Below are 14765 nucleotides of genomic sequence, written 5' to 3'. Positions count from 1 at the left end.
GTCCACCGTGTCCGTTGGTCGCGTTGCCGGTCGGAGCGGCGGTGCCCCCGTGACGGGGCGCCGCCGCTCAGCCCAGGCCGAGTTCGTTGTCGATGAAGGCGAGGACGTCGTCGGCGGAGGCGGTCTCGAGCTGGTCGCCGGCGTCGTCCGTACGTGGGTGCGTGGTGAGCTTGGTGAGCAGGGCCTGCAGCCGGGTGGTGAGGCGGGTGCCGGCAATCTCGTCGGGGGCGAGCCGGGCGGCGGCCTCCTCGAGCCGGTCGAGGTGGGCGAGGACGGGCAGTTCGCCTTCCTCGCCGCCCTCGCACAGCTCGGTCCAGAGCCAGTCCGCGAGTTCGGCGGGGCTGGGGTAGTCGTAGATCATGCTGGTCGGCAGGGTGCGGCCGACGGCGCCGCCGAGTTTCGTACGCAGGTCGACGGCGGCGACGGAGTCGAAGCCGAGGTCGGTGAAGCCGCGGCCGGACGGCACGTCGGCGGGGGTGTCGTAGCCGAGGATCGGTGCCACGTGGGTGCACACCAGGTCCAGCAGCGTGGCGCGCTGTTCGGCCTCGGGCCGGCCGGCGAGCCGCGCGGCGAGGTCCTCGCCGGCCCCCGCCCCGGCCGCGGGGTCCGCGGCGTCCAGGACGTCACGGGCCTCGGGGAGGTCGGCCAGCAGCGGGCGGGGGCGGGCGAGGGTGTACGTGGGGGCGAAGCGCTCCCAGTCGAACGCGGCGACCACGGCGTGGGTGTCCCCGGAGGCGACGACCCGGCCGAGGGCGCCGAGGGCGAGGCGCGGCGGCATGGCGGGGGCGCCGATGCGCCGCATGAGGGCGGCGAGTTCGGCGTCGACCATGCCGCTGTCCCAGGAGCCCCAGGCGATGGAGACGGCTGCTTTCCCCCGGGCGCGGCGGCGCCGGGCGAGGCCGTCGAGGTAGGCGTTGGCGCTGCCGTACGCGACCTGGCCGGCGCTGCCCCAGACGGCGGCGCCGGAGGAGAAGAGCACGAAGGCGTCGAGGTCGGTGTCGTGCAGCAGCTCGTCCAGGTGCCGGGCGCCGAGGGTCTTGGCGGCGGCGACGTCGGCGAACTCGGCGAGGGTGAGGTCGCCGGGTGCGGCGATGCGCTGCGGGAGGCCGGCGGCGTGCACGACGGCGGTGAGGTCGGGGTGGGCGGCGAGGAGGTCGCGTACGGCGTCGCGGTCGGCGATGTCGCAGGCGGCGAGGGTGACGAGGGTGCCGGACTTCCCCAGCTCGGCGGCCAGTTCGGTGGCCCCGGGGGCGTCGGGGCCGCGGCGGCCGGCGAGCACCAGGTGGTCGGCGCCGGCCGCGGCGAGGGTACGGGCGACGTGGGCGCCGAGGCCGCCGGTGCCGCCGGTGATGAGGACGGTGCCGTGGGGCTGCCAGGGCTGCTCGGGGTCGGGCCTGGCGGGGCGGGTGAGGCGGCGGGCGTGGACGGCGGTGGGCGTCAGGGCGAGCTGGTCCTCCCCGAGGGCGCCTGTCAGGGCATCGCAGAAGCGCTGGGCGGTACGGGCGTCGGGGTCGCCGGCGGGGAGGTCGATCAGGCCGCCGAACGTGCCGGGGAAGTCCAGCGCCAGGCCGGTGCCCAGGCCCCAGACGGCGCTCTGGGCGGGGCTGACGGGGCTGTCCCCCACCTCGACGGCTCCGCGCGTGACGAGCCACAGGGGTGCCCGGTCGCCGAGGGCCTGGACCAGGGCCAGGTTCGCGGCCAGTCCGCGGCTGACGGCGGGGTGGTCGGGGTGGGGGTCCTCGTCGAGGGCGAGGAGGGAGACGACGCCGGCGGGCGCCTCGGCGGGCAGCAAGGCGGCGAGTTGGTCGCGGCCGGTGGCCGCCGTCTCGACGGTACGGGGCCGGGCGCCGCGTTCGGTGAGCGCGGCGGCCAGGGCGGTGGGCGCGTGGCCCGGGGGGTGCAGCAGCAGCCAGTCGCCGGTGAGGGGTGCGGGGGCGGCGGGGTCGGGGACGGTGGTCCAGCCGAGGCGGTAGCGCAGTTCGTCGACGTCGGCGGTCTCCTGGCGGCGGGCGCGCCAGGCGGCGAGGTCGGGGAGGACGGCGGCCAGGGCGTCTCGGTCGGTGTCCAGCCACTCGGCGAGGGCGGTGCTGTCGGTCCGTACGACGGCGTCCCAGAAGCGGTCCTCGCCGGGGACGGACGCGGGCGGTGCCGCTGGTTCGCCGTCGGGCTGCGCCCAGTAGGTGCGGCGCTGGAAGGCGTACGTGGGCAGGTCCGTACGGCGGGCGCCGGTGCCGGCGAAGTACGCGGGCCAGTCGACGGCCGTCCCCCGGGCGTGGGCGAGGGCGACGGCGGCGGTCAGGTCGCGTGCCTCGGGGCGGCCGCGGCGCAGGACGGGGGCGAAGACGGGGCCGTCGGCGGTGAGGCAGTCGGGGCCGAGGGGGGACAGGGCGGCGTCCGGGCCGAGTTCGAGGAACGTCCGGACGCCCTCCGCCTCCAGGCGGCGGATCGCGTCGGCGAAGCGGACGGGCTCGCGGACGTGCCGTACCCAGTGGTCGGGGTCGGCGAGGTTGGCGCCGTCGAGCATGGACACGATCGGCACGGTGGGTGTGCCGTACGCGAGGGAGGCGGCGACCGTACGGAACTCGGCGAGCATCGGCTCCATCAGCGGCGAGTGGAAGGCGTGCGAGACGGCGAGCCGCTTGGTCTTCCGCCCGAGGGCGCCGAAGTGCCCGGCGACGGCGAGCGCGGCGGCCTCCGTGCCGGACACCACCACGGCCTGCGGTCCGTTGACGGCCGCGATGCCCAGCCCGTCGTCCAACAGCGGCCGTACCTCCTCCTCCGACGCCTGTACGGCGACCATCGCGCCGCCCTCGGGCAGCGCCTGCATCAGCCGGCCACGCGCGGCGATCAGCTTCGCGGCGTCGTCCAGGGAGAGCAGCCCGGCCACATGCGCGGCGGTGATCTCACCGATGGAGTGCCCGGCGACGAACCCGGGCGTGATCCCCCAGGACCGCAGCAGCCGGTACAGCGCGGTCTCCACCGCGAAGAGCGCGGGCTGCGCGCACTCCGTACGGTCCAGCGGCGCGGCGTCCTCGCCCCACATCACCGGCCGCAGCGAGTGCCCCAGATGCGGCTCGAGGGCCTCGCACACCTCGTCCAGCGCCTTGGCGAACCCGGGGTGCGCGGCGGCGAGTTCCCGCCCCATGCCCAGGCGCTGCGCACCCTGCCCGGTGAACAGCACGGCCGTGGGGGCATCGGGGCGGGAGATCCCGGAGGCGGCCGGCGGGGTGCCGGCGGCGAGGGCGGTGAGCGCCTTGAGGGCCTCGCCGGTGTCGGCGGCGCAGATCACCGCCCGGTGTTCGAGGGCGGCGCGGGTGGTGGCCAGCGAGTAGCCGACGTCGGCGAGCGGCACGTCCGGTGCGGCGGCCAGCCGGGCGGCGAGGCGGGCGGCCTGCGCGGGCAGGGCCTCGGCGCTGCGGCCGGACAGCGCCAGCGGGACGACGGCGGGCACCCGGCCCTCCTCGGCCGGTACGGGCTCCTCGGCGGGCGCCTGCTCGATGATGACGTGGGCGTTGGTGCCGCTCAGCCCGAACGACGACACCCCGGCGCGGCGCGGCCGGCCCAGCTCGGGCCACGCCATCGCCTCGGTGAGCAGCCGGACGTTGCCGGCGGTCCAGTCGACCTTGGGGCTGGGCTCGTCGACGTGCAGGGTGCGGGGCAGCACCCCGTGCCGGATGGCCTCCACCATCTTGATCACACCGCCGACGCCGGCGGCAGCCTGCGTGTGCCCGATGTTCGACTTGAACGACCCGAGCCACAGCGGCTCGTCGGACGGCCGCCCCTGCCCGTAGGTGGCGAGCAGCGCCTGCGCCTCGATGGGGTCGCCGAGGACGGTGCCGGTGCCGTGGGCCTCGACGGTGTCGACCTCGGCGGCGGTGAGCCGGGCGGCGGCCAGGGCCTGGCGGATGACGCGCTGCTGGGAGGGGCCGTTGGGGGCGGTGAGCCCGTTGGAGGCGCCGTCCTGGTTGAGGGCGGAGCCGCGGACCACGGCGAGGACGGGGTGGCCGTTGCGGCGGGCGTCGGAGAGGCGTTCGACGAGGAGCAGCCCGGCGCCCTCGGACCAGGTGGTGCCGTCGGCGGCGGCGGCAAAGGACTTGCAGCGCCCGTCGGGGGCCAGCCCCCGGTCCTGGCTGAAGCCGACGAACGACACCGGGGTCGCCATCACGGTGACCCCGCCGGCGAGCGCGAGCCCGCAGTCCCCGTCCCGTACGGCCTGGACGGCGAGATGCAGGGCGACCAGCGACGACGAGCAGGCGGTGTCGATGGTGACGGCGGGCCCCTCCAGGCCCAGGGTGTACGAGATCCGCCCGGAGGCGACGGACGCGAGCCCGCCCGTACCGCCGTCGCCGGGGTAGTCGTGGTAGACGACGCCCGCGTACACGCCGGTGCGGCTGCCGCGCAGGGAGTGCGGGTCGATGCCCCCACGCTCCAGGGTCTCCCAGGCGAGCTCGAGGAGGATCCGCTGCTGGGCGTCGGTGCCGCGGGCCTCGCGGGGGCTGAGCTTGAAGAAGTCGGGGTCGAAGTCGCCGGCGTCGTGCAGGAAGCCGCCCTCGCGGCAGTACGTCTTGCCGGGGGTGCCGGGCTGCGGGTCGTACAGCGCGTCGTTGTCCCAGCCGCGGTTCTCCGGGAAGAGGCTGACGGCGTCGGTGCCCGAGTCGACGAGCTGCCACAGGTCCTCGGGGGTGCGCACCCCGCCGGGGAAGCGGCAGCCCATGGCGACGATCGCGACGGGTTCGTGCTGCCGCTCCTCGGTCTCCTGCAGCCGCCGCCGGGTGCGCTGGAGTTCGGCGGTGGCGCGCTTCAGGTAGTCGCGGAGCTTGTCGTCGTTGCTCACGGGCTTGTCGTCGCTCATGGGGTGTGGACCTTCCGGTCGGGGCCGGGCGCGGCTGTACGGCGGCGTCTACAGACCGAGTTCGCCGTCCAGGACGTCGAAGAGTTCGTCGTCGCTGACCGTCTCGAGGTCGGCGACCGGGTCGGGGCCGGCGCCGGCGTCCTGCTCGCCGGCGGGGTGGGCGTCGCGCCAGCGGCGCAGCATGGCGTCGAGCCGCTGGGTGACGGTGTCGAGGCGGGCGCCCACCTGCTCCTGGCTGTCGGCGGGGAAACCGGCGAGCATCCGCTCGACCCGGTCGAGTTCGGCGAGCGCGGCGGCCGTCGCGTCGTCGGCGGCGGACTCCATCCGCTCGTCGAGGAACGCGGCGGCAGCGCGCGGGGTGGGGTAGTCGAAGATGAGGGTGGCGGGCAGCTGGCAGCGCGTCGCGGCGGACAGCCGGCGCCGCAGCTCGACGGCGGCGAGGGAGTCGAAGCCCATGTCGCGGAACGCCAGGTCGGGTTCGACGACGGCCGTTCCCGCGTGCCCGAGGACGGCGGCGACGTGCGTACGGACCAGCGTGAGCAGCGTGCGGCGGCGCTCGTCCGGGGTGAGCCCGGAGAGCTTCAGCCGCAGCGCCTCGGCGTCCTCGTCGGCACCGGCCGCGACCCGCCCGCCGGTGGTGGCACCCCGGACGAGGGACCGCAGCAGGGCGGGCGCCTCGTCGGGACGCTCACGCAGCGCGGCGCGGTCGAGGCGGCGGGCCAGTACGGACGGCACCCCGGCGCGCAGCGCGTCGTCAAAGAGCATCAGCACCTCGCCCGGTGTCATCGCCGCGGACCTCTCGCCCTCGGTCGAGTCGGCTGCGTCGGACACGGGGCCCAGGGCCACGGCGACGGCGGGGAGCCGTTTGGCGGCGCGCTGGGCGATCAGCCCGTGGACGGCTCCGGCCGCGGCGGCGGCGCACGGGTTGCCGGGGCCGGGAAGGTAGCCGGTGGTGCCGGTGACCGCGACGAAGGCGGCGAGGCCGGTGCCCTCGGTGAACGAGTTGAGGTGACCCAGCGCCGCGACGGCGGCCCGTACGGCGTCGGCGGGCTCGCCGGTCTCCGGGGCCTGACCGCACACGTGCAGGACGGCGCTGAGCGGCTGTTCGGCCGGGACCCCCGCCAGCAGCGCGGACACCGCGTCGCGGTCGGTGAGGTCGACGTCGGTGTGCCGCGACTTCACCCCCAGCGCCGCGAGCTCGGCCGCCAGCCCCGGATCCGGCATCCCGGCGAGCAGCAGCCGCCGCACGCCGTGCCCGGTGGCCAGATGCCGCGCCAGCAGCGTCACGGTCCGGGTCGCGTCCCCGGTGGCCGTCAGCAGCACGGTGCCGCCCGCGAGGTCGGGGCGGGGGGTGGCCGGCGCGGCGGCGGTCAGCCGGGGCAGCAGCACCGCCCCTTCCCGGACGGCGACCTCGTCCACGCCCCCGGCCAGCGCCACGGGCAGGGCGGCGTACGACTCGGGGCTGGTGTCGCACCCCAGCAGCACGTACCGGCCGGGGTGTTCGGCCTGCGCGGACCGGACGAGGCCCTGGACGGCGGGGTCGGCGGTGAGGACGGCGAGGCGCGGCGGCTCGTCGCCGCCCTCCAGCTGCGCCAGCAGGGCCCGGCGTACCTCCTCCACGGCCTGTGCGGAGTCCCGCGCCGCCGGGCAGTACACCAGCACCCCCGCGCCGGGCAGGTCCGCGGCGTCCGGCAGGCCGATGCCGTACGGGTCGGCGCCGGTGCGGGCGAGGATCGCCGGCGGGGCGGCGGAGGCGGCGGCGGGGACGAGGTGGGGGCGGAGGAGTTCGCCGGAGTGCAGGGTGGACAGCTGCTCGGCGGTGATCGGGCGGCTCTCGACGGACTCCGCGGACAGCAGGGGCTTGCCGTCCGGGTCGGTCACCGTCAGCGCCCAGCCGCCGGCCGGCGTGCGCACGAGGTGCAGCAGCACGGACGTGGCGGTGGTGCGCCGGACGGTGAGGCCGCGCCAGCGGGACTGCTGGAGGGGGACGGTGCCGGAGCCGGTGACCAGCTGGAGCTGGAGGGCGGCGTCGAGCAGCGCCGGGTGGACGAGGAAGCCGCCGGGGGTGACGCCCTCGGGCAGGGACGCCTCGGCGAACAGCTCCTCCCCGCGCCGCCACGCCGCGCGCAGCACGCGGAACGCCGTGCCCTGCCGGTGCCCCCGGGCGCGGAGGCGCTCGCGGACGTCGCCGAGGGCCACGGGGTCGGCGTCCGGCGGGGGCCACTGGCCGCCGGTGTCCGCGGGGGGTGGGGCGGCGGCCTCGTCCAGGACGCCGGACGCGAAGCGCAGCCAGGCGGCGCCGGGGGTGTCGGGGCGGGCGTGGACGGACAGTTCGCGGGTGCCGTCGGCGGCGGCGGGCTCGGCCACCACGCGCAGCAGGAGGGTGGCGCGCTCGGGCAGGACCAGGGGCTTCTCGACGGTGAGCTCGCGCACGACGGGGCAGCCGGTGCGCTCGCCCGCCAGCGCGGCGAGTTCGGCGAGGCCGGCGCCGGGGAGGACGGGGGCGGCGAGGACGTCGTGTCCGGCCAGCCACTCCTGCTCGGCCAGGGCGAAGCGGCCGGTGAGCACCAGCGCCGCGTCGTCGGGGGCGGGCACGGCGGCGCCGATCAGGGGGTGCGTGACGGGGTCGACGCCGGCGGCGGCCGGGTCGGCGGAGGCGGTGGTGGCCTCGGCCCAGTAGCGGTCGCGCTGGAAGGCGTAGGTGGGGAGGTCTATGCGGCGGGCGCCGCTGCCGGCGAAGAACGCCCGCCAGTCGACGGCGGACCCGGCGGCGTGCAGGCCGGCGAGGGCGGTGACGAAGGCCTCCGGCTCGTCGCGGTCCTTGCGCTGGGTGGGGACCAGGACGGTCTCGTCGGAGCGGAGGGACTGCTCGGCGAGGGCGGCGAGGACGGCGTCGGGGCCGATCTCGACGAAGGTCCGTACGTTGTCGTCCTCGAGCCGGCGGACGGCGGCGGCGAAGCGGACGGGTTCGCGGATCTGGCGGACCCAGTACCCGGGGTCGGTCCAGTCGGCGGGCTCGCCGGTGACGGTGGAGATCGCGGGGGTACGGGGCTCGGCGTAGCGGACGGACTCGGCGACCTGACGGAATTCTTCGAGCATCGGCTCCATCAGGGGCGAGTGGAAGGCGTGCGATACGGACAGACGCGTCGTCTTGCGTCCCTGCGCCTTGAAGTGCTCGCCGATCGCCAGCGCCTCGGTCTCGTCGCCGGAAACGACCACGGACGCCGGGCTGTTGACGGCGGCCAAGCTGATGGCCTCGGACAGGAGAGGCGACACCTCCTCCTCCGACGCCTGTACGGCAACCATCGCGCCGCCCTCGGGCAGCGCCTGCATCAGCCGGCCGCGGGCGGCCACCAGCCGCGCCGCGTCAGCCAGGGACAGCACCCCGGCCGCGTGGGCGGCGGCGAGCTCGCCGACGGAGTGCCCGACGAGCACGTCGGGCCGTATCCCGAAGGACCGTATGAGCCGGTGGAGAGCGACCTCGACCGCAAACAGCGCCGGCTGGGCGTTGCCCGTCTCGTGCAGTGCCCCCGCATCGTCCCCCCACACCACCTCGCGCAGCGGCCGCGGCAGTTCCGCGTCCAGGGCGGCCGCCGCCTCGTCGAAAGCCTCCGCGAACACCGGGAACGCGGCGTGCAGCGCCCGCCCCATCCCGAGCCGCTGCGCGCCCTGCCCGGTGAACAGGAACGCCGTCCGCCCCCCGCGCCGCCCGGCGCCGCGCACCACGCCGCCGTCACCGCGGCCCTGGGCGACGGCGGTGAGCCCGGCGAGCAGCCGCGCACGGTCGCCGCCGACGACACAGGCGCGGTGCGTCAGCACGGAGCGGGTCGTGGCGAGCGAGAAGCCGACGTCGACGGGGTCGTGCTGTTCGGCGACCGGGAGGAGCCGGCGCGCCTGCGCGGCCAGGGCCTCGGGCGTACGGCCGGACAGCAGCCACGGGACGGCGGCGGGGGGAAGGGTCCCGGTGTCGCCCGGCTCGTCGTCGGTGGGGGGTTGCTCGACGATGATGTGGGCGTTGGTGCCGGAGATCCCGAACGAGGACACGCCCGCGCGCCGGGGCCGCTCCGGGTCGTACGGCCAGGGCTGTTCCCCGGTGAGCAGCTCCACGGCGCCGGAGTCCCAGTCCACCTGGCCGGACGGCGGGTCGGCGTGCAGGGTGCGGGGCAGCAGCTCGTGCCGCAGGGCGAGGATCATCTTCATGATCCCGGCGATGCCCGAAGCGGCCTGCGCGTGCCCCATGTTGGACTTGACCGACCCCAGCCACAGGGGCCGGCCGTCCTCGCGCCCCTGCCCGTAGGTCTCCAGCAGCGCCTGCGCCTCGATCGGGTCGCCGAGGGTGGTGCCGGTGCCGTGGGCCTCGACGGCGTCCACGTCGGTGACCGTGAGGCCGGCGTCGTCCAGGGCGGCGCGGATGACGCGCTGCTGGGCGGGGCCGTTGGGGGCGGTGAGCCCGTTGGAGGCGCCGTCCTGGTTGAGGGCGGAGCCGCGGATCACGCCGAGGACGGGGTGGCCGTTGGCCCGGGCGTCCGACAGCCGCTCGAGGAGCACCACGCCGGCGCCCTCGGAGCAGGCGACGCCGTCGGCGCCCGCGCCGAAGGACTTGGAGCGGCCGTCGGGGGCGATCCCGCGCTGGCTGCTGAAGTACACGAACATCTCCGGCGTCGCCATCACGGTGACCCCGCCGGCGACGGCCAGCGAGCACTCCCCGCGGCGCAGCGACCCGGCGGCCAGATGCAGCGCGACCAGCGACGACGAGCACGCGGTGTCGATGCTGACGGCGGGCCCCTCCAGGCCCAGGGTGTACGACACCCGCCCGGACACCACGCTGCCGCCGCTGGTGCTGCCGGGCTCCCGGCCCAGCGCGTAGTCGTGGTACATCACCCCGGCGAACACCCCGGTGGGCGTGCCCTTGAGCGTGGCGGGGTCGATGCCGGCGCGCTCGCAGGCCTCCCACGTCACCTCGAGCAGCAGCCGCTCCTGGGGGTCCATGGTGAGCGCCTCGTTGGGCCCGATGCCGAAGAACGCGGCGTCGAACTCGGGGGCGTCGTGCAGGAATCCGCCCTCGCGGGCGTACGTGCGGCCCGGGGTCCCCGGCTCGGGGTCGTACACGTCGGGGTCCCAGCCCCGGTCCGTGGGGAAGCCGCTGATGGCGTCGGTGCCCTCCCGGACGAGCCGCCACAGGGTCTCGGGGGAGGTCACGCCGCCGGGGTAGCGGCAGCCCATGCCGACGACGACCACGGGGTCGGTGCTGTACGGCGACCGGCTCTCGGCCTCGGCCAGCCGCCGGCGGGTCTCGCGCAATTCGGAGGTGGCGCGTTTCAGATAGTCGAGAAGCCGCTGCTCGTTGCTCACCGAGACCTTCTCCTTCAATCCGAAACCGTGGCGACTCACTCGCGGTTCCTGCACGCGTTTCCCGGGAATTACGGACCCGCCCGGGGGAAATCCGTCACTCCCCCGGAACGGCCCGCGAACCCCTCGGTAATCGGGCGGCGGGGCACAGCCACTGAACAGTCGGAACGCTACTGAGCACCCCCGGCACGGCCAACCCTTAGCCGACCCCTGCACCCCCTGATCTCGGCAAACGGGGCGGGCACCGCGGAGCGGGAGATCCTGTCGGGGTCGTCCGGTCAGCAGTCGGCGATCCGATAACCCGCGCCGGACACCGTAACAATTGCCTCCGGTAATCCGAGTTTGCGCCGCAGCCGCCCCACGGTGACCGACACGGTCCGCGTAAAGGGGTCGGCGTTCTCGTCCCACACCTTCTCGAGCAGCAGCTCCGCGCTCATCGGCGCGGGCGCGGCGGCCAGCAGCGCGGCGAGTACCTCGAATTCCTTCGGCGACAGCCGCAGCGGCCGCCCCGCCCGGGTCGCCGTCCGCTGCACGGGGTCGAGTTCGATCCCGGCGGCCCGCAGCACCCGGGGCCGCGCGGACGGCCGGCGGCGGGCCAGGGCCCGTATGCGCAGGACGAGTTCGGGGAAGTGGAAGGGCTTGGGCAGATAGTCGTCGGCGCCCAGCCGCAGCCCCTCGACCCGCTCCCCCGGCGAGTCGGCGGCCGTGAGCATGAGCACGAGGGCCGGATCGGGCGCGTGGGCGATCTGCCGGCACAGCACGTCACCGTGCACGCCGGGCAGGTCGCGGTCGAGGACCACCACGTCGTACGGGCTCACCGCGGCCTTCTGCGCGCCGGTCAGCCCGTCGTACGCGACGTCCACGGCCATGCCCTGGTCGCGCAGCCCCTCGGCGATGTCGTCGGCGAGCCGCCGTACGTCCTCCACCACGAGCACCCTCACAGCTCCACCTCCGCGCGCAGTCCGCCGTCCGCCCGGGCCGTCAGCAGCAGCCGGCCGCCGTGCGCCGCGGCGATGGCTGCGACGATCGACAGGCCGAGGCCGCTGCCGGGACGGGCGGTGCGTTCCCGGCCGATCCGCTGGAACGGCTGGCCGAGGGCGGCGACGGCCCGCCGGTCGAGGACGGGGCCGCCGTTCTCCACGACGAGCCGTATGGTCGCGCCGGCGCCCGGGCGGTCGACGGTGATGCCGATCCAGCCGCCGGGTTCGTTGTGGAGGACGGCGTTGTCGACCAGGTTGTCGACGAGGCTGGCGAGGAGGGTGGCGTTGCCGCGTACGACGGCGGACTCGATCAGCCTCGACTCGATGGTCAGCCCCCGCTCCTCGACGGCCGCCGCCCGGGCCGTGACCGCGGCGTCCACGAGAGCCGTCGCGTCCACGTCCGCCGTCTCGGGCCGGCCCGCCTGCGCCCGGGCGAGGAGCAGCAGGCCCTCGAGCAGCCGGTCGGCGGCGTCCAGCCCCTCACGCACCTTCCCGGCCAGCACCGTCACCGGGGGCGGGACGGTGGGTTTGCCGACGGCGACATCGACGGAGGTGCGCATCATGGCGAGCGGGGTGCGCAGTTCGTGGGAGGCGTTGGCGACGAAGCGCCGCTGGGCCTCGAAGGCCGACTCGAGGCGGGCGAGCAACCCGTCGATGGTGTCGGCCAGTTCGGTCATCTCGTCGTGGGGGCCGGTGAGCGCCAGGCGCTCGTGGAGATTGCGCTCGGAGATACGGTGCGTCCGGGCCGTCATCGTACGCAGCGGACTGAGCACCCGCCCGGCGACGACCCAGCCGAGGGCCGCCGACACGAACGCCATCACCCCCAGCACGAGCCCCGCCTGCGCCCCGGCCCGCCGCACGGTGCCCCAGGTGGGGCTGACGGCTATCGGCTTGGGCAGCAGCGGCCCGATGTCCAGCGGACCGTCCCCGCCCAGCGGGTCGGGCGGGACGGGCGGCGCGGGCTCGAAGGTGACCAGGATCGGCTCGCGGAACACCACGAACAGCACCAGCGTCGTCAGCACCAGCCCGGAGACCAGGAACAGCAGCGCGTACAGCAGGGTCAACCGCATGCGGATCGTCCGCGGATACCACCACACGAGCCGTCCCCCTCGTCGAGTCCCGAGGCCAGTATCGGCGGGCGGCGGCAACAAACGGGCAACAGCCTCGGTGACCGTGTTGTTGCCGCCCGGTTCCTACAACGGAGTGCGAACACCACCGACTCCTCAGGGGGAACCATGAGAATCCGTAAACGGGTGGCGGCCGTCGCCGTAGGGCTGGCGATGGGCACGACCGGGGTGACGGCCACCGGCACCGCGGCGGCGCAAGAGGGGCTGTCGGTCGACTGGCACGCGTGCCCGCAGTACTCCGACGCGGTCCTGGAGCAGCTGCAGATCCGCCCGGAGGACCGCGAGGCGTTCCGGGCGCTGTGGGCGCGCACGGAGTGCGGGACCGTGCGGGTGCCGCTGGACTATCGCAGGCCGGCGGGCCGGCAGCTGGACATCGCGATCACGCGCCTGAAAGCCACGGACCGGTCCCACAGCCTCGGCCCGATGTTCATGAACCCGGGCGGCCCCGGCGGCAGCGGCTACCTCATGCCGGCGCAGCTTGTCCTGGAGAACCCCACCAACGCCTCGCTGAACGAGCACTACGACCTGATCGGCTTCGACCCGCGAGGCATCGGCTACAGCACGTCGTACGACTGCCCCGCCCCCGAGGGCGACCCTGGCCCGCAGGAACCGCCGTCGGGCCCGCTGACGAAGACGGCGCTGCGCCGGATGTACGACGCGACGGCCACCCACAACGCGGCCTGCTCCGCCTCCAACCCGGCGTTCCTGAGGGGCCTGACCACGGCGAACGCGGCCCGTGACCTGAACACGGTGCGCCGCGCCCTGCACGCGCCGCGCGCGGCGTACTTCGGGGCCTCGTGGGGGACGCAGCTGGGGGCGGTGTACCGCAGCATGTTCCCGGCGACGATCAGCCGCATGTGGCTGGACAGCGTGGTGTCCCCGCGGGCGTACGACTTCTCGTACCGCTTCCCGGGCTCGGCCCGGGCGACGGAGGAGGGCGCCCGCCTGTTCACGTCCTGGCTGGCGTCACGGGACTCCGTGTACGGCCTCGGGGACACCCCGTCGGAGGTCGAGTCCGCGATCCTGGCGCTGCGCGAGGCGGCGGACGCCCACCCGTGGGAGTTCTCCGACATCCCGCAGCCGCTGGACGGCTCGTTCGTCGCGTTCCTGGCCTCGGCCCCGGACCTGGCCTGGGACCAGGCGGGCACGGCGCTCCACGCCCTGACGACGGCGACGCCGGGCGGCCCGGCCCCGCAGGAGATCAAGGACCTGATCGCCCCTCCGCAGGACACCCCGCCGGAACCCCCGGCGGACGCACCCCAGCCCTTCAACGAGACGGCGCAGAACGCCTACCTCTGCAACGAGGACACGAGCGCCCGCGACTTCGACAGCCTCTGGACCGAGTACCAGCGCACCCTTTCGGACAACCCCTTGACGGGCCTCCTCACAGCCCTCCGCCCGACCTGCGCCGGCTGGTCCCTCCCGACCCAACACTTCACCCTGAAGCACTCCCAGGGCTCCCTCCAACTCTCGGCCCACCGCCACGAGTCCTCGACCCCGTACCCCTGGGCAGCGGAAATGCGCGACAAAATAGGCGGCACGATCTTCACGGTGGAGGACTTCGTCCACGGCTCGCTCCCCTTCGACCCCACCTGCGCGTCACACATGACGACGTACTTCACCACGGGCGTCCCTGACGCGGGCAGCTGCCCCGGCATCCAGCCGAAGCCGCGGCCGGAGCCGGAACTGGCCTACAACGCGACAACGGAAACGGCGGTCCAGGCCAGCTGACGTCCCCTGATGTCCCCCGGCTCGCTTCACTGCCGGGGGACACCAGCGTGCCCGGGCAGGCGGGCGACCCCAGCAAGTCGGCATCACCACCGAAGGCCCACGGGTACACCCGATGTCCCGATTCGCCGCCATCACCCCGCAGGCAGATCAGCCGCGTCCGCGCCGGCGCGAACCGCGTGCCCCGTGGGGATCTTCCGTTCCACGTCCGTGTTCACCGCCACCGCCGTCGCCTGGGCCGTGAAGTCGGCCGGGGCGCCCAGCATCGGGGTGTACTTGTCGTGGCCGAACTGGACCGCCGCCAGTTGCGCGGTCGACGGGGACGTCCGGATCTCGACCGTGTCGCCGACCTCGCCGCCCGTGAGCTTGCCCCAGACCGCGTGGCAGGCGCGGCTGTAGCGGATCTCCACGTGCAGGGTCGCTGCCCAGTTCTCCGCGATCGTCACCGCCCCGGTGTCGCAGTGCGCGTCCTTCGGGTCGAGGCCGGTGCAGCCCGAGCCGGAGCAGGTGGGGGACGGTGTGGTCGGCGTGGGGCTCGGGGTCGCGCGGTCCGCGGTCTTGCCGTCGTCGGTGAACGCCAGGGTGAGGACCACCGACAGCACCGCCCCGACGACCGTGACCACCAGCGATCCGACCAGCGTCTGCGGGCTCAGGCCACGGATCCGGACGAGGACCCGGCGCAGACGTGAGGGGGCGGGCGGCGTCGGGTCAGGGGTGGGGGTTGGTGGG

At 75.3% G+C, this 14765-nt stretch carries 6 protein-coding genes; 1 reads left to right on the top strand and 5 read right to left on the bottom strand.

All coding sequences use genetic code 11. The features are described from left to right. Window positions 1-67 precede the first annotated feature (67 nt). The 4 genes from SRB5_RS21280 to SRB5_RS21265 form a co-directional block, all read right to left on the bottom strand. The gene (locus tag SRB5_RS21280) at window positions 68-4834 is read right to left on the bottom strand and encodes a type I polyketide synthase (protein ID WP_323378263.1); all 4767 of its coding nucleotides are present in this window, start codon (window positions 4832-4834) and stop codon (window positions 68-70) included. A 66-nt stretch (window positions 4835-4900) separates the two neighbouring features. Beyond that, the gene (locus tag SRB5_RS21275) at window positions 4901-10243 is read right to left on the bottom strand and encodes a beta-ketoacyl synthase N-terminal-like domain-containing protein (RefSeq protein WP_456114910.1); all 5343 of its coding nucleotides are present in this window, start codon (window positions 10241-10243) and stop codon (window positions 4901-4903) included. Window positions 10244-10479: 236 nt separating this feature from the next. Continuing rightward, entirely contained in the window at window positions 10480-11142 is a 663-nt protein-coding gene (locus tag SRB5_RS21270; RefSeq protein ID WP_323378245.1) for a response regulator transcription factor, read from the bottom strand. Next, window positions 11139-12251, bottom strand: a complete 1113-nt coding sequence (locus SRB5_RS21265; RefSeq protein WP_153454411.1) for a sensor histidine kinase — start codon at window positions 12249-12251, stop codon at window positions 11139-11141. The genes SRB5_RS21270 and SRB5_RS21265 overlap by 4 nt, the downstream gene beginning before the upstream one ends. A 165-nt stretch (window positions 12252-12416) precedes the next feature. On the opposite strand from SRB5_RS21265, the gene SRB5_RS21260 reads away from it, so the two are divergent. Beyond that, window positions 12417-14039, top strand: a complete 1623-nt coding sequence (locus SRB5_RS21260) for an alpha/beta fold hydrolase (RefSeq protein ID WP_153454409.1) — start codon at window positions 12417-12419, stop codon at window positions 14037-14039. Between the two features lie 131 nt (window positions 14040-14170). On the opposite strand, the gene SRB5_RS21255 is transcribed toward SRB5_RS21260, so the two are convergent. Next, a partial coding sequence (locus tag SRB5_RS21255) for a DUF2690 domain-containing protein (RefSeq protein WP_153454407.1) occupies window positions 14171-14765 on the bottom strand: 595 nt, incomplete at its 5' end.

The organism is Streptomyces smaragdinus, from assembly GCF_009604385.1.
Lineage (GTDB): Bacteria > Actinomycetota > Actinomycetes > Streptomycetales > Streptomycetaceae > Streptomyces > Streptomyces smaragdinus.
The sequence above is the reverse complement of the archived record's forward strand: the minus strand, read 5'-3'. Positions and strand labels throughout refer to the sequence as shown.

What these genes read in the sequence shown, in the direction of transcription:
- SRB5_RS21260 (WP_153454409.1), top strand. Translation starts at nt 12,417, where the DNA reads ATGAGAATCCGTAAACGGGTGGCGGCCGTCGCCGTAGGGCTGGCGATG.
- SRB5_RS21265 (WP_153454411.1), bottom strand. Translation starts at nt 12,251, where the DNA reads ATGCGGTTGACCCTGCTGTACGCGCTGCTGTTCCTGGTCTCCGGGCTG.